The organism is Cyclobacteriaceae bacterium (genome assembly GCA_030584025.1).
Classification (GTDB): Bacteria; Bacteroidota; Bacteroidia; order Cytophagales; family Cyclobacteriaceae; genus UBA2336.
In genome coordinates, this window is record CP129487.1 from 2,224,382 (window position 1) to 2,240,796 (window position 16,415).

At 42.5% G+C, this 16,415-nt stretch carries 17 protein-coding genes; 9 read left to right on the forward strand and 8 right to left on the reverse strand.

Features of this window, described 5'->3' with window-relative positions:
• Positions 1 to 24: 24 nt before the first annotated feature.
• The 4 genes from QY309_09885 (at position 25) to QY309_09900 (ending at position 3,291) form a co-directional block, all read left to right on the forward strand.
• Positions 25 to 1,326 carry a DUF1015 domain-containing protein gene (locus tag QY309_09885; GenBank protein WKZ58178.1) on the forward strand — a complete coding sequence of 434 codons (1,302 nt, stop codon included), beginning with the start codon at positions 25 to 27 and terminating at the stop codon, positions 1,324 to 1,326.
• 33 nt (positions 1,327 to 1,359) lie between these two features.
• The gene (locus tag QY309_09890) at positions 1,360 to 1,578 is read left to right on the forward strand and encodes a hypothetical protein (protein WKZ58179.1); all 219 of its coding nucleotides are present in this window, start codon (positions 1,360 to 1,362) and stop codon (positions 1,576 to 1,578) included.
• Positions 1,579 to 1,801: 223 nt separating this feature from the next.
• Positions 1,802 to 2,365 (forward strand): Maf family nucleotide pyrophosphatase, encoded by a 564-nt coding sequence (locus tag QY309_09895; protein WKZ58180.1) that lies wholly within the window; start codon positions 1,802 to 1,804, stop codon positions 2,363 to 2,365.
• Positions 2,362 to 3,291, forward strand: coding sequence for a CPBP family intramembrane metalloprotease (locus QY309_09900; protein ID WKZ58181.1), 930 nt, complete (start codon positions 2,362 to 2,364; stop codon positions 3,289 to 3,291). Before QY309_09895 ends, QY309_09900 begins: the two co-directional genes overlap by 4 nt.
• A gap of 30 nt (positions 3,292 to 3,321) precedes the next feature.
• Here the strand turns inward: QY309_09900 and QY309_09905 are convergent, their stop codons facing one another.
• The 6 genes from QY309_09905 to QY309_09930 form a co-directional block, all read right to left on the reverse strand.
• Positions 3,322 to 3,861, reverse strand: a complete 540-nt coding sequence (locus tag QY309_09905; protein ID WKZ58182.1) for an inorganic diphosphatase — start codon at positions 3,859 to 3,861, stop codon at positions 3,322 to 3,324.
• Between the two features lie 81 nt (positions 3,862 to 3,942).
• Positions 3,943 to 5,313 carry an efflux RND transporter periplasmic adaptor subunit gene (locus QY309_09910; GenBank protein ID WKZ58183.1) on the reverse strand — a complete coding sequence of 457 codons (1,371 nt, stop codon included), beginning with the start codon at positions 5,311 to 5,313 and terminating at the stop codon, positions 3,943 to 3,945.
• Positions 5,314 to 5,340: 27 nt separating this feature from the next.
• Positions 5,341 to 6,771 carry a TolC family protein gene (locus QY309_09915; protein ID WKZ58184.1) on the reverse strand — a complete coding sequence of 477 codons (1,431 nt, stop codon included), beginning with the start codon at positions 6,769 to 6,771 and terminating at the stop codon, positions 5,341 to 5,343.
• Positions 6,772 to 6,773: 2 nt separating this feature from the next.
• Complete coding sequence (gene sdaAB / locus QY309_09920) at positions 6,774 to 7,451, reverse strand: L-serine ammonia-lyase, iron-sulfur-dependent subunit beta (protein ID WKZ58185.1); 678 nt, start codon at positions 7,449 to 7,451, stop codon at positions 6,774 to 6,776.
• An 88-nt stretch (positions 7,452 to 7,539) separates the two neighbouring features.
• The gene (thyA, locus tag QY309_09925) at positions 7,540 to 8,334 is read right to left on the reverse strand and encodes a thymidylate synthase (GenBank protein WKZ58186.1); all 795 of its coding nucleotides are present in this window, start codon (positions 8,332 to 8,334) and stop codon (positions 7,540 to 7,542) included.
• Between the two features lie 85 nt (positions 8,335 to 8,419).
• The gene (locus tag QY309_09930) at positions 8,420 to 9,343 is read right to left on the reverse strand and encodes a hypothetical protein (protein ID WKZ58187.1); all 924 of its coding nucleotides are present in this window, start codon (positions 9,341 to 9,343) and stop codon (positions 8,420 to 8,422) included.
• A gap of 119 nt (positions 9,344 to 9,462) precedes the next feature.
• Between QY309_09930 and QY309_09935 the strand changes: the two genes are divergently transcribed.
• The 5 genes from QY309_09935 to QY309_09955 all read left to right on the forward strand — a co-directional run bounded on the left by QY309_09935 (position 9,463) and on the right by QY309_09955 (position 13,755).
• Positions 9,463 to 10,365: a hypothetical protein gene (locus QY309_09935; GenBank protein WKZ58188.1), complete on the forward strand. Its 903-nt coding sequence runs from the start codon at positions 9,463 to 9,465 to the stop codon at positions 10,363 to 10,365.
• A 37-nt stretch (positions 10,366 to 10,402) separates the two neighbouring features.
• Complete coding sequence (locus QY309_09940) at positions 10,403 to 11,059, forward strand: DUF4159 domain-containing protein (GenBank protein WKZ58189.1); 657 nt, start codon at positions 10,403 to 10,405, stop codon at positions 11,057 to 11,059.
• Positions 11,060 to 11,152: 93 nt separating this feature from the next.
• Positions 11,153 to 11,635 (forward strand): hypothetical protein, encoded by a 483-nt coding sequence (locus QY309_09945; protein ID WKZ58190.1) that lies wholly within the window; start codon positions 11,153 to 11,155, stop codon positions 11,633 to 11,635.
• Between the two features lie 10 nt (positions 11,636 to 11,645).
• On the forward strand, positions 11,646 to 12,005 hold the full coding sequence (locus QY309_09950; protein ID WKZ58191.1) for a BlaI/MecI/CopY family transcriptional regulator: 360 nt from the start codon (positions 11,646 to 11,648) through the stop codon (positions 12,003 to 12,005).
• 4 nt (positions 12,006 to 12,009) lie between these two features.
• A complete protein-coding gene (locus QY309_09955; GenBank protein ID WKZ58192.1) occupies positions 12,010 to 13,755 on the forward strand; it encodes a TonB family protein in 1,746 nt (581 codons plus the stop codon).
• A 48-nt stretch (positions 13,756 to 13,803) separates the two neighbouring features.
• On the opposite strand, the gene QY309_09960 is transcribed toward QY309_09955, so the two are convergent.
• Positions 13,804 to 14,958, reverse strand: a complete 1,155-nt coding sequence (locus QY309_09960; protein WKZ58193.1) for a redoxin domain-containing protein — start codon at positions 14,956 to 14,958, stop codon at positions 13,804 to 13,806.
• Positions 14,955 to 16,406: an Asp-tRNA(Asn)/Glu-tRNA(Gln) amidotransferase subunit GatB gene (gene gatB / locus QY309_09965; GenBank protein WKZ61695.1), complete on the reverse strand. Its 1,452-nt coding sequence runs from the start codon at positions 16,404 to 16,406 to the stop codon at positions 14,955 to 14,957. The genes QY309_09960 and gatB overlap by 4 nt, the downstream gene beginning before the upstream one ends.
• Between the last annotated feature and the right edge of the window lie 9 nt (positions 16,407 to 16,415).

Consider the following 16,415-nt stretch of genomic DNA (forward strand, 5'->3'; position numbering starts at 1 on the left):
ACCCAAAATACAAAGCAAATCCTTGTGGCAGAAATAAAACCCATTCGCGCGTGGCGGTACAACCCGGAGTTTACTAAAGATATTGAGTCGTTAACCTCACCTTTGTTCGATGTAGTTTCTGAAAAACAACGCAAAAAACTGTATCAAAATCCATTTAACAGCATTCACCTTTCTGTACCCCGAGGTACAGCTGAAGAAGCGAACAATTTACTTAACCGTTGGAAAGCAGAGGGCGTAGTGATTCAGGATAATTTGCCTGCCATCTATGTGTATTATCAATACTTTAAACTGGCAGGCTCACCGCGCGAATATTGCCGCAAAGGTTTTGTCTGCCACATCCGTACGTACGATTGGGATGAGGAGATAATTCTGCGTCATGAAAATACCATTCCGAAAGCCGTAAACGATCGGGTTGAGCTGCTTGAAAAAACACAGCTTCATGCCAGCGCAACACATGGGTTGTATACTGATGAGCAGCATCAGCTTGAAAAACTCATGGACGAGGCTATTCAAACTCCGATTTATGAAACGGAGGATTACCAGGGGGTTCGCGATGTACTGGCTGTTATTCACGATGCTTCCGTTATTCATAAGTTCATGAAGGTGATGACAGAAAAGAAAATTATTTTGGCTGATGGGCACCACCGTTACGAAGGTTCCTTGCTACTCAAGCATAAAATGCAACGCATCAATCCGAATCACACCGGAAAAGAAGGTTATAATTTTCACCTGATGTATTTAACCAACACCGAGTCAGATGATTTGCGGATACTCCCCACCCATCGGCTGATTAACGGATTGAAAAATCTGGATGAACATACGATTCTGAAAAAGTTAGAAGATGATTTTATCATTAAGCCTGTTGAAGATGCGGACACCTTAAATGAAATCATCCTCGGTAAGCCGTGGGCATTCGGATTGATGTTTCCGGAAAGCAACTACAAAGTGCGCCTGAAACCCGAGGCGCTATCACGAATGCCATGGCCATTTCCCGAAGAGGTGAAACGTCTGGACCTAACGGTGATGCACTATTTCATTATTGAAAAGGCACTTGGAATTGTGGGTAAAGACCAGCGACAGAGTGAGCGCATTCAATTTGACCGAAGTTTCTCTGATTGTCTTCAGAAGGTATTGAAAGGAGAAGCACAGCTGGCCGTTATCACTAATGAAGTGTCCATTGAAGATGTAAAGAAAGTTTGCGCCAGTGGCGCTACCATGCCGCAAAAGTCAACCTATTTTTATCCGAAGGTGATTTGTGGCTTTTTGTTTAGCTCTATTAAGGAAGACGAGTTCAGAACTCCTGAATACTCGCCCTTTGAAAATTAAAAATTCTGTATTTTTACCTGTAAACAAAGTGGTATGGAACAATTTGTTGTGCGCTTAAAGGATAAGAAAAAGAAAGTTTTCTTTCTTGAATTGATGAAGCAATTGGACTTTGTGGAGATTGTGAAATCGGTAGATAATCCGCAAAAAGCGAAATTCATGCGTGAACTAATCGAGTCCTTTGAAGAAGTGAAGTTGCATCAGAGAGGTAAATCAAAACTCAAAACGCTTGACCAGCTTCTAAATGAGTTATAAAGTTCTCTCCACCACAAACTTTGGCAAACAGGTCAAGCAACTAGTCAAGAAATACCCATCTTTAGTATCAGATTTAAAAAAACTCAAGCTACTACTTGAAGCGAACCCAAGGGCAGGAATTTCGTTGGGAAAAGATTGCTACAAAGTAAGAATCAGAATTTCATCCAAAGGAAAGGGTAAAAGCGCTTCAATATTTACTTGACATATTTTCAAGTGAACTACTATGAAACACCCACTTGTACTTGCATCCAGCTCTCCACGCAGACAATACCTGATGCGCGAAGCTGGTTTTACTTTCACTGTTGAAAAGCCTGATGTAGAGGAATCCTTTCCCGAAGAGCTTCCGGTTGAACAAGTTGCGCGATACCTCGCGAATAAAAAAGCCGAATACTTCCGGAAAGAGCTTCACAACCAGATTATTGTTACCGCTGACACGGTTGTTATTCTTGATGGAGAAATCATGAATAAGCCCGCTGACCGAAAAGAAGCCATTACCATGCTCTCGCGGCTAAGTGGCAAAACTCATTTGGTCATGACTGGAGTCTGTATTTTATCGGCTGAGCGAGAAGAAAGTTTTGACGATACTACGGAGGTAACTTTCAGAAACCTGAAGCAGGAAGAAATTGAGTTCTACGTTGACCAATACAAACCCTACGATAAAGCGGGTGCCTATGGCGCACAGGATTTTATTGGCATGATTGCCATTGAAGAAATTAAAGGCTCATATTTTAATGTGATGGGATTACCGATTCACAAAGTATACGAGCACCTCAAAAGCTGGACATGAAAAAAATATGGCAGTACCTGCGCGAGCATGTGCAGGAAGATTTCCGGTTGGCTGAATACACATCCATTGCCATATTCCTTGCCATTTGCATTGTCCTCAACTACACTTTTGACTTTGAAGATAGCTTTCTCGATTTACAGACTGGGTTTTCCAAATTTCTGTATTACCTCCTCACACATGCAGTCGCCTACCTGATTCCGGTTTTCCTGATACGCTTTCTTTCAGGAAAGAGCCTGAAGCTAACGTCAGCGTTTTGGCTACGATCTTCTCTTCTACTGACGCTAATTAGTTTTGACCGAAGTAATTTCCTGCTCGAACAATGGGTGTACGAATTCTTTCACCACCAGGTATCATTTTTAGCATATAAAATTTTGAACAACTTATCAGGGCTTATTTATATCATTCTTCCTCTATTTTTGTTTTACGTGCTCCACGACAAGCATGAACATAATTTTTATGGGCTCTCCAAAAACGTACCCGATCTGAAACCCTATTTCACATTGCTGCTGATTATGCTGCCTATCCTTGTAGCGGCATCCTTTCTTCCGGGTTTTCAAAAGCAGTACCCCATGTATGCATCTACCCTCGCACACACGTATCTACATGTTCAGGAATGGGTTACGGTTACCATGTATGAGACAGCCTACGCACTAAACTTTGTCAGTATTGAATTTTTCTATCGTGGATTTTTGGTCATCGGAATGGCCACGGTACTTGGCCGATCAGCCATCCTACCCATGGCCAGTCTGTATTGTTTTCTTCATTTTGGAAAACCCATGCCCGAAGCGATCAGCTCAATTTTTGGCGGATATATACTGGGTGTGATTGCCCTGCAAACCAGAAGCATCTGGGGTGGAATTCTAGTTCATGTTGGAATCGCGTGGATGATGGAGGCAATTGCCTATTTGCAGAAACTTTTCAACTAAAATCAAGTCTGACCCTCGCGTTCTACTTAATTATTTTTTAGGATAGGTTTCTTTGTACAACTGAATACTGCGTTCAATAATGGGTAACGCTTGCGACTTTCCAAGAAACTCATCAATTACCACTTTCTTATTTTCAAGGGTTTTATAGTTTTCAAAAAAGTGCTTTAGTTCAACGCGAAAAAAATCAGGCAACTCACTTACATCCCGTATATGACTTACACTGGCATCCTGTTCGGCAACCGCAATAATTTTATCATCCGCCTCGCCTTGATCAATCATCCGCATCACACCAATAACCTTTGAGGGTATCATGCAGCGCGGCACAACCGATACTTGTGTTAACACAACAATATCCAACGGATCATGATCTTCCCCCAATGTTTGTGGAATGAAGCCGTAGTTAAGCGGGTAATACATGGATGCATACAATACCCGATCGAGCTTAATCAAACCGCTATCTTTATCAATTTCATATTTTGCCCGTGATCCACGGGGAATTTCAATAATGCCATTTACCAGCTCCGGTGGATGAACACCAACCGAAACCTCATGCCAGGGATGCTGTACCATAATCGTTCCTTTACAGAAAGGTAATAAAAAAACTCCCGACTATAAGCCGGGAGTTCATATCAATTATAAAAGCCAAATTTGTTATTCAGACTTTTCTTCTTCCTTCTTAGGTGCATTATTCTTTTCAGCCTGACGGATCTTATCACCATCCTTCAATCGTTTGGAAACCACCAGGAATGGACCGGTTACTACTTCGGTGCTGTCACTTACACCTTCAAGTATTTCGATATTATCATAATCACTTATTCCGGTCTTCACTTCAATCATTTTAGCTACACCATTTTCATTTACAAACACAACCACCTTATCCTGCTTTTTCTCAGCAGGCTTTGGTGTATTTGTTCCGGCTGCAGGCGACTCCGAAGGGCGCTTATTTTCTTCATTCGCACGCGTGGTCACAGCCGCCAATGGAACAGAGATAACATTCTCCTTCCGATTAGCCAGAATTTCAACGCTGGCAGTCATTCCCGGACGGAAAGGATAGGGTTTTCCGGAGTCAATCAAATCCTGATAAGATGAATTCAAAATAAGTATGCGAACCTCAAACTCTGTAATCGCATCGGTTGAAACCTTGTCCTTTGCTGTATTCGCAATGTGCGTTACCAAACCTTTAAACTGGCGGTTAGCGTTTGCATATGCATCTACATCGATTAACGCGGTATCCCCAATGTGCACACGGATAATATCGTTTTCATTAACATCCACACGCACTTCCATTACACTTAAATCAGCAATACGGAGCATTTCTGTTCCTTGCATTTGAGCCGTACCCACTACGCGTTCACCTTTCTTTACATTCAGTTTTGAAACGTGACCATTCATGGGTGCTACCACACTGGTTAAGCGAACATTTTCACGCGCTTCATTTACGGTTGCCTCGCTGCTTCGTACAATAAACTTGGCTGCCTGAACATTTTGACGAGCTGACTTCAAGTCATTTTCAGCTATTTTAAAGTTCTGTTGCGCCAATTGCCAGTCGGCTTCGGATATCACTTTTTCATTCCACAATTTTTTCTGACGTTCAAAGTCCTGCTCTGCCCTGATAAAGGTTGCTTCTGCGCGTGACAAAGCAGCCTCAGAGGCTACCAGGTTGGCCCGCTGTTGATTGAGTGATGCTTCAGCTCGCTCCAACTGTGAAAGCCATGTATCGGGGCGAATCTTAACAAGCATATCACCACGGGTAACTGAATCACCATCTTCAATGTGCAACTCACGAATTTCGCCTGAAACTTCCGGAGCTAACTTTACCTCCGTAACCGGTTGCACTGTTCCGGAAGCGCTAACTTTTTCAACAATGGTTGTACGCTTGGCTTTGGTAAGCTCAACCTCCAAATCTTTTGGTTTGCCAATCCAGCCTTGCGATCTGCCAATAATTATGAATAACAACAGTACAACTACTGCTCCGATAAGGATATAGATAAGTTTGTTTGACTTTTTCTTTTGTTTGGCCATGTACTTTATGCGTTAACGTAGTGGTTATTAAAATTCGAGTGGAAGACCTTGATAGAAATCAAGGATTTTCTTTTTAAAGATGAAATCGTATTTGGCTCGCAGTAAATCAGACTGCGCCTGAAACAAATCATTTTCGGCAACCTGGTATTCAACAAAATTTACTGCTCCTAATTCAAACCGTTGCTTGGTCATACGAAAAGCTTCGTCCCGTGCACTTACTTGTTTTTGTGCCGATTGGTATGTTTTAGAAGCCGCCAGTGCATCGTTATAGGCTGTCTCAACAGATTGCCTTAACCTGTTCTCATTTTCAAGCAACGTGATGTCCGCTAATTCGCGATTGATGGCTGCCCGCTGTACCGCTGAGCGTGTTTGCAAGCCATTAAAAATGGGTATTTGCAAATTGAAGCCGAGCCCTTTACCAAGGTTGTTTCTAAATTGCTCTTCATATCCTACAGTTTGAAATGAAAATTGATTCACCTCAACATCGGTAAATACTAACTCAGCAGGATTGCTTTGCAAATAGCCTATTTCTCTCGGAATAACTGCTGACCCTTCCAGAATTGCCTCTTGCCTGGCTGAAGAATAAAGTGTAGAAAGTGAACCACTTAATGTTAAGCGGGGATAATAATTACCACGTGTCGATTTAAGTGCAAATGCCGAGCTTCTTTGCCGTAATCTTGCAGCCTGAATTTCAGGCATCGATAACACAGCAATTTCAAAAATCTCATCTGCCGATTTATTAATATTCGGATCATTAAGGTCAACATTCAATAATTCAACATCCATTTCCGTAGACGCTGGCAATTGAAGTGCCTGCTTTAACTGAAGGAAAGATAAGTTGAGTGCATTTTCGCGCTGAATTAAATTCAACTCATTGGTAGCATGCTGTGCCTCCAGGTTTAGGGCATCCGACTTTGGTAAAGACCCGGCTTCGACAAGCTTTTTGGTTCGCTCAAGTTGCTCGTTTGTTGAATTCAATTGATACTCCGCATTGGCATAGAGCTCTTTATTAAAAACAACCGTGAGGTAAAGTGTAATCACATTCAGAATTACATCGTTGCGCGCTTTAATCAAATCTTGATTAACAGCTTCAAGTTCAACCTCATTTTGCTTCATGGAATAAAATAGCCTAAAGCCATTCCACAATAACAATGAACTGCTGATATTGGCATTGATCGAATTAATTCGTTGCTCTACGAACAAGTTTGTAGTAGGGTCAATATTTCTACCCCAATTGAAACCGTAGTTTCCATTTGCATTCAACGAAGGCAACATGGCCATCTTTGACTGAAGATAGTTTATTTCACCCGTGCGCACACCATAGTTGCCTCGCTTAACCGTTAGGTTACTGGATACGGCATAGTCGACCAACTCACGTAACGTCCATACTTTTTTTGTCTGCTGACTGAATGAAAACAGACTTGACATTACCAATACAGCTAATAAAATTCCTCTCATATTTATAAATCAATATCCGGTATATAAATCACTTCCTTAACCCACCTTAGACTCCGCAGGTAATCCAATGTTACAGGCTTAATGCCCGAATCCATTTCAATTACGAGGCACGCTTCGTCATGTTTACCCTTACGGGAAACCGACATGGTGGCTATGTTACAATCATCGTGAGCCAATATATTGGCGATAAAGGCAATGCTGCCCTTTACATCATCTGCAAAAATTACAAGCGTATGCAGGCTTGCACTGAAATCTGCCTTGAAGCCATCTACTTCGGCAATATTAATAATGCCTCCCCCCTTGCTTTCTCCTAGTACTTCAATTTCCCGATCGCCCTTTTTTAAAATAAGTCGGATGGTATTGGGGTGCATGGTTGAGGCGTTGCCGATGGATTTGAATTGGTACTTCAACCCCTTCTCTTTGGCTAATTGAAGCGATTCTTTAATTCGCTTATCATCTGTTTTAAAATCCAGTAACCCGGCAATAATGGCCCGGTCACTCCCGTGGCCTTCATAGGTTCGGGCAAAGGAATTATAAAAGATGATCTGGGCCTCATCGGGCATGTCGCCCAGCAGCCGGATGGCCGTGCGGGCAATGCGCACCACACCCGCTGTATGCGAACTGGAAGGCCCGATCATAACGGGACCAATCATATCAAAAACACTGCTTTTCTCGTGCATACCGGGTTTGAATACGCCATTTGTCGCTACTGCGGTATAATTATTACAAACAGAGGTATTTTTTCAAAAATTGGCAGTATTGGCTCACTCAAACAGCAATGGGTGCCTTAATCCCCGGATGAGATTGATAATTGACGATCTCAAAATCCTCAAAAGCATAGTCGAAAATGTTGGCAGGTTTACGTTTAATAATGAGTTTGGGCAACGGGTATGGCTCACGGGTTAGTTGAAGTTTAGCCTGCTCAATGTGGTTGGTATACAAATGCACATCTCCGCCCGTCCAAACAAATTCGCCCGGCTCCAGATCACATTGTTGGGCGAACATATAGGTAAGCAATGCATATGAGGCAATATTAAAAGGCACGCCCAAAAAATAATCAGCGGAGCGCTGGTAGAGCTGACAGGATAACTTTCCATCGGCTACATAAAACTGAAACATGGCATGACAAGGCGGTAAGGCCATCTTGTCTACCTCGGCAGGATTCCAGGCTGAAACAATGTGCCTGCGCGAATCGGGTTTGTTTTTGATTTGATCAATCACTTTCGAAATCTGATCGATAGTCGTTCCATCGGGTGCAGGCCAGCTACGCCATTGGTGTCCGTAAACCGGTCCGAGATCTCCGTTTTCATCTGCCCATTCATCCCAAATGGTTACGCCATTGTCGTTCAGGTACTTAATGTTGGTATCACCATTCAAAAACCACAATAACTCATAAATAATAGAGCGCAGATGCAGCTTTTTTGTGGTTACGAGTGGAAACCCTTCACTCAAATCAAACCTTAACTGACGACCAAACACAGAATAGGTTCCCGTTCCGGTTCTGTCGGTCTTCAGGGCACCTGTTTCCAGGATGTCCTTCATCAAATCAAGGTAGTTTTGCATGGCAGTGGTTTTCAAAAGCAAATAAAAGAAAAAGTCCTGATCCCTATGACCAGGATCAGGACTTTTCACTAAAAACCAACCCACATTAGCCTCTTCTTCCTACGTTAACAGAGCGGGAATTTCCATCAACTGAAATGGTTATGATTCTGTCGCAAGCACCATCACCATAATCAACTGTTACCACTTTACCGGTAGCCACATCCACAAACTGCTTCACTCCTTCTACAGCTATCGGACAACCACGCTTGTACACTAACGGTTCAAGTATAGTCATGGTATACGCTCTTCCTCTCCGGTTTTCACCAGCTGCAGTATAGTCATGTGGCCAGCTATCATTATTTGTGCACTTATCAACAACCATGGCATCTAATGATGGATTGCCACCGCGTTGCCAGGTTCTCACAAAGCAATGTTCACGGGTAGCCTCAGTTGCATCAGGCCAAATAGCCTTTCCATTTTCAAGTTCAACCCGGAACTTAGGAGCACTCACATTGCTATCTGTAATATTAGTCAAGGTGCGAATACCGCTTAACTGGATATCATTGATCGAGTAGCCATCGAAAGTTGTGACAATAGTTGAACCCGGTAAAAACTTCTTACCCGAGAAGGTAATGATGATTTTTCCTTTCCTGACATTTCCTAAAACATCCTGACAACCATCGCCAAAATCAATGGTAATGGTACCTGACGGATTCTCATTTGTTGATCCCTCATCGATCGTGACTGTGATAGTCACACCATTACATATTCTGGAATCCCCCTGAATCTGGATGGTTCTGGAAGAAGCGATACGACCTCCTTCATACTCATAGCTGCCGTTGTCAGCCACCATTACAAGGCCAGTCATATCATCAGCATCTTCAAAGAAATAATCGGTAATGGCATCTTCGGCCACATCAGCTGCCTCTTGTTGCAAGGCCAGATCATCTTCCGTACACGAGATCACAGCACCCAGTGAGACGATGGCTACCAGGGTCAATGCTTTTTTAAAGAATGAAGTTGTTTTCATAAGGAGTTATTAATTAGGTTATTTCTATTCAAAACAACCCTTAGATTAACCTTTTAGTAATTAGTTTAATGCAACTGGCATATTTTTAGCTAATTTTTGGTTTCAACCCCCATTTTCATATGAAAATCAACAAAACCCTCTTCTTAATCGCCATCAATTTATGCATATCCTGTGTCTCATTTGCTCAGGAGTTGCCCGATACAACACAATACAGAATTGAAACCCGCGATGGAAATGAATACATCGGTCAAATTACTTATCAGGACCAAACAGCCTTACGACTGAAAACTGAAAAACTAGGCGAAATCACTATTCAAAAAATTGACATCAAAAGCATGGTAGTCCTACTCAAGGGCCGCTCCAAGGATGGAAAATACTGGCTTGATAATCCTCAATCAACACGGTATTTCTGGCAACCAAACGGCTATGGCCTAAAAAAAGGTGAAGCCTATTATCAGAATATTTGGATTTTCTTTAATCAGGTAAGCTTGGGGGTATCCGATCATTTTAGTATAGGCGCTGGAATTGTACCGTTGTTTTTATTTGCTGGAGCACCAACACCTGCGTGGGTAACACCTAGATTTTCAATACCAGTTGTAGAAGACAAGTTCAATATTGGTGCAGGGGCATTAATGGGGACAGTATTGGGTGAACCAGAAACAGGATTTGGAATCGCCTATGGAGTAACAACTTTTGGTTCAAGAGATAGAAACTTATCCTTGGGACTAGGATACGGCTATGCAGGTGGAGAATGGTCTAATTCCCCGACTGTCACACTCAGCGGAATGATTCGAACCGGTGAACGCGGGTATATTGTAACAGAAAATTATTTCATTGGTGCTGGAGATGAAACTTTCGTTCTATTTTCAATTGGTGGCAGACGAATTGTTAAGCGGGTGGGTATTGATTTCGCACTTGTTATACCCAGTGATACAGGCGGAGAATTATTTGCTTTTCCTATACTAGGGTTGACAGTTCCTTTCGGAAATACGCCAGGAAATTTGACAAGAGGTATAAAGTAAATAACTTGTAGATTGTAATTTTCACCAATTACTTTTCATGAGATTAGCTACTGCTATTATCTGTCTTCTGGCTATTGGCTTCCAAAGTTTTAGCCAATCCCTAAAAATCGCCAAACTCAAATACAATGGCGGTGGCGATTGGTATGCTAATAAAACTGCATTGCCAAACCTGATCAGTTTTTGTAATCGTGAACTCGGAACCACGTTGGCTCCCGAAGAAGACATTGTTGAAGTAGGCAATAAAGACCTGTACCTCTACCCTTATGTGTACATGACAGGCCACGGCAATGTGGTGTTTTCAGATTCGGAAGCGACTAACCTAAGAAACTACCTGATAGGTGGTGGCTTTTTACACATTGATGATAACTACGGACTGGATAAATACATTAGACTAGAACTCAAGAAAGTGTTTCCTGAACTGGAATTAAAAGAACTTCCGTACGATCATCCCATCTACCAACAGAAATTCAACTTCCCAAAAGGGCTTCCCAAAATTCATGAACATGACGGAAAACCTGCTCAAGGTTTCGGCTTGATTTATGAAGGCCGACTGGTTGTCTACTATTCATATGAATGCGATCTCGGCAACGGCTGGGAAGACAGGCGCATCCACAACACGCCTGTAGAAAAACACGAACAGGCTTTACAAATGGGTGCCAATATTATCGCTTACTGCTTCACCAACGCTTTCTAATGAACAGGCTTTCAAAAAATGTGGGGAAAGCTTTTGGATTTTATAACTAAATTTTTAGTTTTATACCTAAATACATAGTATAAAACCTGACCTATGATGAGGAAACCTCATACGCAATACTTATTTGTGTTCGCTTTACTGTGCCCCCTATTTTCATTCGGCCAGGGAATGGCTACAACATTTCAAAAGGCCATAAACCAAGGTATCTCGATATCAACATTGGACTCGTTGTACCAAAGTGCCCTTCATAGCGATTCATTACAGGCAGCGTTTGCAGGTCAAGAGCAAGAATTTCAGCACGCATATATTTCCATGCTTCAGACTTTAGGCGATTTTCTTCACGACAACAACTTCAAATGGGAAAAACAAATCCGATGCTTCAATCGAATCTATATAAATAAAGATGGAGTAATCGCCTATTTCCTGTTCAACTTCAAACCCGGAGAAATTAATCCCGAAAAAGAACAGGTGTTCGAAAAACTATTGGGTGAGTTTATCAAGACCTATCGGTTTCCGCTTACCAACTCCAAAAATTTTGCACAATGCAGTCCTGTTCAATACGCTGATAAAAAATAAAAAATATACCATGAGAGAACTAACCAAGGCCGAAGATCAGATCATGCAGATTTTGTGGAAGCTTGAAAAAGCTTTTGTAAAAGATATCATCGATCACCTGCCCGATCCCAAGCCTGCCTACAACACAGTGTCTACTATCATTCGTATTCTGGAAACCAAAGGATTTGTAGGACATAAGGCGTACGGCAAAACGCATGAATACTACCCATTAATTGCAAAGGAAAAGTACACCCGCTTTTACCTGAATACCATGCTGAAAGGATACTTCGGGGGCTCATTCCAAAACCTGGTTTCCTTTTTCGCCAAAGAGAATAACCTGAGTGCGAAAGAACTGGAAGAGTTATTAAAAGAAATCAACACCAAAAAATAAACCCATGAACACCTGGCTAAACTATATCGTAGAAGCCAACATCGGATTGTTGCTGTTTCTGCTCTTGTACAAAGCACTGTTAAGCAAGGAAACCCAATTCAGCTACCGCAGATTTTATTTATTGGGTGCGCTCCTACTCTCGCTGCTTTTCCCATGGCTCACCATCGGTACCCCGGCTGAGGTAGTGCCCACACTTAGCGAAACCTTACCGGATCATTGGCTGCCCACAACCATTGAACAAACTCAAGCCGAGGCACTTCAACCTACTTTTAATTTTTGGGAATTGGCCTTTTGGTTATACGGAGCTGTAGTCGCATTGCTGTTTTTACGGTTTGTCTATCAGATCATTATGCTGATGCAAGAAGCCCGAAAAGGAAAATCGGACGAGCCTGTTATCGAAGTGGATAACGCTTCATTCATTGCCTTTTCCTTTTTTAAGCTGGTTTTCATCAGCAAAGCCTTTAACCTAACTGAAGCCGACAAGCAACGCATTCTGCAACACGAGCATGTGCACATTAGCAAATGGCACTCGGTTGACATGGTGCTGATTGAACTAGTCAGAATACTGTTCTGGTTTAATCCATTGCTCAGCTACTACAAAAAGGAAATGAGCATGGTACATGAATTTGAAGCCGATGAAGTCGCCTCAGGCAGTGAACATCAGGATCAATACTGCAGCCTGCTGGCCCGTTCGGCTATTGAATCTTCCGGATACGTATTGGCCAATCATTTTAATAATTCCCTAACCTTAAAACGAATTACCATGATCCGAACCTTAAAACAAAAAGTAAAGCAATGGAAAACAGGGATTGTTTTCCTGTTTGTAAGCGTATTGTTTCTGGGCATCGCCTGCCAGGATCAGATTGCTGCGGAAATGAACGGACTCTCACAAACCACCACCGTTGCCGGAGATTTTCCTGATCATTTGTTGCCAGTTGTTGAACAGATCAAAAAAGAAAACCCAGGTATTAAACTGATGTATGTTGAGGCTGAATCCATTAACGAAGAAAAAATCCGGAGTCTAAATCCAAACAAGATTTTACATACATCCCATACCCGCAACATGGATGATAAGGGTAATATAATTTCTGAGCGTGTTGAGTTAATCATCAAAACAGATGACTCCATATCGCAACTGGGTGATATGACTAAATCAGATGATGATGTGTTTCTCGTTGTTGAAGCGAATGCTTCACCAATCGGAGGAATGACCGCTTTGTACGAAGCTATCAATCGTGAACTTAAATTCCCTGAACAAGCCGTTAAAATGGGTATTGAAGGAAAGGTGTTTGTTGAGATAATAATTGAGCCTGATGGTAGCACATCTAACCACCGACCTCTTAAAGGTATTGGTGCTGGATGCGATGAAGAAGCAGTCAGAGCCCTCAAAGCAGCTAACGTAAAGTGGAATCCTGGTAAGCAGCGCGGTGTAGCTGTGCGTCAGAAATTCGTAATTCCCATTACATTTACCCTGTCAGATGATGCTTCAACCGGAACTGTTATTCCCAAGGAAAAAAAGATGATCATCTCCAGTGATGTATCGTACCAAAATGGTAAAACCATAGTAAATGGGACAGTCACTACTGAAGACGGAAAACCAATACCAGGAATGAACATTGTAGTCAGTGGTAAAACGTATGGAACAGTATCCAAGGCTGACGGAACCTTTAGTCTAGCATTAGAAGAAAATTCAGGAGAACTTTCTTTTTCGTTTATTGGATTTGAAACCCAAAAAGTCAGGATTAATTAACTCCTGAAAAATTGATGTCCTGCACTTCAACAGTGCAGGACATCAAAATTATTTACCTCCTAAAACTTCCTCCAGCTTCTCATCCAATGCCTGACCGCGCAGGTTCTTGGCAATGATTTTACCATTTGGATCAAGCAATAAGGAGAAAGGTATGGCTGTAATGTTATAGGTTTTAGCGGCTTCGGATTGCCAGTATTTCAAATCAGAAACGTGTGTCCACGTAAGGCCATCTTCCTGTATGCCTTGTAACCAATCTGCTTTTGAACGATCGAGTGAAACACCATACACGGTGAAGCCTTTGTCTTTATATTCATTATAAGCCCGTACAATGTTCGGGTTTTCCCTGCGGCACGGTCCGCACCACTTGGCCCAAAAATCCACCAGCACATATTTGCCCCGCAACGATGACAACGGAACAACCTGACCATCCGGGTTGGGTAAGGAAATTTCAGGTGCCACCTGGCCAATGGCAAGTGCTTTCATCTTATCCACCATCGAAACAAAATCTTTTGCATGCACAAAGTCAGGCCACTCTTTTTCTAATTTTTCTGCTGTTGCCAAGTACACATCAAAATATTCATCCTTATCCAGCATCTGCGCCTGTAGCACGTTGATCACACCCAATGAGGGCGGACTATTTTTTATCTTTTCTGCAACCTGATTACCGGCATCGGATAATAATTTCTGATACGCCTTTTGAATGGCAAGAATCGACTGCTGGTCATTAGCAGCTTGTGCCTTGTTGAAATCGGCAATCAGCTTTTGCGCTTCCGGGGAGCTTTGAACACCATTCAGTGTTTGCTGCGCCTCCTTGATGAATTCAATCTCCGGAGAGCCCTTCACTTCAAAAAAACCAGAAGCTTCATTTCCATCTACATTAATTTCAAGATCATTTTTATATAAGATCAGATCTACCGCCTGACGGTTATAAAAATTCAATTTGTAGTAACCCGGTTCTTTAACTTTAACTTTCTTTTCGAAAGTGTAATTGCTTTTCAGGTTAATGGTATCCTGCCAGCCGGCACCAGTCTTCGTTATCTCCATAATGGTGATGGTACCACCTTGTTGCGGAAAACCTACCTTTCCCCGTATGGTCACGGTTTGGCCATCGCCTTTGTTGGCTTGCTGACCGTTGGAGGAACAGCCCACCAGTAACAACACACTCACCAAAACAACACTTAAACTCAATCTTGTATACTTCATTTTTCTTCCAGTTTCTTTACTAATAATTGATTGGCCACTTTCGGGTCGGCCTTGCCCTTGCTACGCTTCATCACTTCGCCCATAAACATAGCAATAATTCCCTTCTTGCCCTTTTTGTATTCTGCCACCTTATCTGGATAGTCGGCCAAAACCGCATCAATCACAGGCAGAATGGAATCTTCATCACTCGTCTGCACCACATTCAATTGCTGTGCCACATCCAGTGGATTCAGCGCTGAATTTTTCAACAACTCCGGAAATATTCGCTGCGAAGCAATCGAAAAACTCACCTTTCCAGATTCAACCAGTTTAATCAGTTCCGCTAAAGTAACAGGCTTAACAGGAAAATCGTTTGCCGTTAGTGTAAGTTCATTCAAAGCCGATTTTACCGGCCCCATAATCCAGTTTGAAGCTGCCTTGAAATTATCCGTATGATTACACACCTCAAGAAAATACTGAGCCAACTCCTTTGTTTCCGTCAGCAGGCGCGCATCATATGCCGGTAAGTTGAATTGCTCTATAAATTTTTTCTCCAGTTCCCATGGAAGTGCAGGCATGGCTGCTTTGATTTCAGTCAGCCATTCATCTGAAAGTGCAACCGGACTTAAATCCGGATCGGGGAAGTAACGGTAATCGTTCAATTCTTCTTTGGTGCGCATGCCGTACGTCTTTCCAGAAGTTGCATCAAACAATCGTGTTTCAGAAATGATCTCCTCACCTTTCTCCGTCAATTCAATCTGCCGTTCAATCTCTGAATCGATTGCACGTTGCACGTTACGGATGGAGTTCATGTTTTTGATCTCCACTTTCTTGCCTAAAATCGTTGATCCCTTTGGTCTGATGGAGACGTTTGCGTCACAACGCAGCGATCCTTCTTCCATGTTGCCATCGCACACATCGAGGTAACGCACAAGTTTTCGGATTTCGGTTAGCAAGGCATATGCATCAGAAGATGAATGAATGACGGGCTCTGTTACAATTTCAATCAACGCGGTGCCTGCGCGATTAAAATCCACCAATGTATCGGGTTCATTTTCCATGTGAATGGATTTTCCGGCATCTTCTTCCAGGTGAATGCGGTTTAGTACAATTTGTTTTTGAGATGCTCCTTCACCGATGGTAATGTAACCGCCTTTGCAGATGGGTGTGCGGTCTTGTGTAATCTGGTAGCCTTTCGGCAGATCGGGATAGAAATAATTCTTGCGATCAAAGATCATGTGCCGTACAATCTCCGATTTACAGGCAAGGCCCATGCGCACGGCAAGTTCCACTGCCTGGCGATTCAGCTTTGGTAATGTACCCGGATGCGCCAATGTTATCACGCTGATTTGCGTGTTGGGTTCACTACCATAAGCAGTTGAATCTGCCGCGAAGATTTTACTGGCCGTCAATAACTGTGCATGGACCTCCAATCCGATTACGGCTTGATATTTTTCAGCTGCTGCGATGATGATTGA

What these genes read in the sequence shown, in the direction of transcription:
- QY309_09890 (WKZ58179.1), top strand. Translation starts at nt 1,360, where the DNA reads ATGGAACAATTTGTTGTGCGCTTAAAGGATAAGAAAAAGAAAGTTTTC.
- QY309_09895 (WKZ58180.1), top strand. Translation starts at nt 1,802, where the DNA reads ATGAAACACCCACTTGTACTTGCATCCAGCTCTCCACGCAGACAATAC.
- QY309_09900 (WKZ58181.1), top strand. Translation starts at nt 2,362, where the DNA reads ATGAAAAAAATATGGCAGTACCTGCGCGAGCATGTGCAGGAAGATTTC.
- QY309_09905 (WKZ58182.1), bottom strand. Translation starts at nt 3,861, where the DNA reads ATGGTACAGCATCCCTGGCATGAGGTTTCGGTTGGTGTTCATCCACCG.
- QY309_09910 (WKZ58183.1), bottom strand. Translation starts at nt 5,313, where the DNA reads ATGGCCAAACAAAAGAAAAAGTCAAACAAACTTATCTATATCCTTATC.
- QY309_09915 (WKZ58184.1), bottom strand. Translation starts at nt 6,771, where the DNA reads ATGAGAGGAATTTTATTAGCTGTATTGGTAATGTCAAGTCTGTTTTCA.
- sdaAB (WKZ58185.1), bottom strand. Translation starts at nt 7,451, where the DNA reads ATGCACGAGAAAAGCAGTGTTTTTGATATGATTGGTCCCGTTATGATC.
- thyA (WKZ58186.1), bottom strand. Translation starts at nt 8,334, where the DNA reads ATGCAAAACTACCTTGATTTGATGAAGGACATCCTGGAAACAGGTGCC.
- QY309_09930 (WKZ58187.1), bottom strand. Translation starts at nt 9,343, where the DNA reads ATGAAAACAACTTCATTCTTTAAAAAAGCATTGACCCTGGTAGCCATC.
- QY309_09935 (WKZ58188.1), top strand. Translation starts at nt 9,463, where the DNA reads ATGAAAATCAACAAAACCCTCTTCTTAATCGCCATCAATTTATGCATA.
- QY309_09940 (WKZ58189.1), top strand. Translation starts at nt 10,403, where the DNA reads ATGAGATTAGCTACTGCTATTATCTGTCTTCTGGCTATTGGCTTCCAA.
- QY309_09945 (WKZ58190.1), top strand. Translation starts at nt 11,153, where the DNA reads ATGATGAGGAAACCTCATACGCAATACTTATTTGTGTTCGCTTTACTG.
- QY309_09950 (WKZ58191.1), top strand. Translation starts at nt 11,646, where the DNA reads ATGAGAGAACTAACCAAGGCCGAAGATCAGATCATGCAGATTTTGTGG.
- QY309_09955 (WKZ58192.1), top strand. Translation starts at nt 12,010, where the DNA reads ATGAACACCTGGCTAAACTATATCGTAGAAGCCAACATCGGATTGTTG.
- QY309_09960 (WKZ58193.1), bottom strand. Translation starts at nt 14,958, where the DNA reads ATGAAGTATACAAGATTGAGTTTAAGTGTTGTTTTGGTGAGTGTGTTG.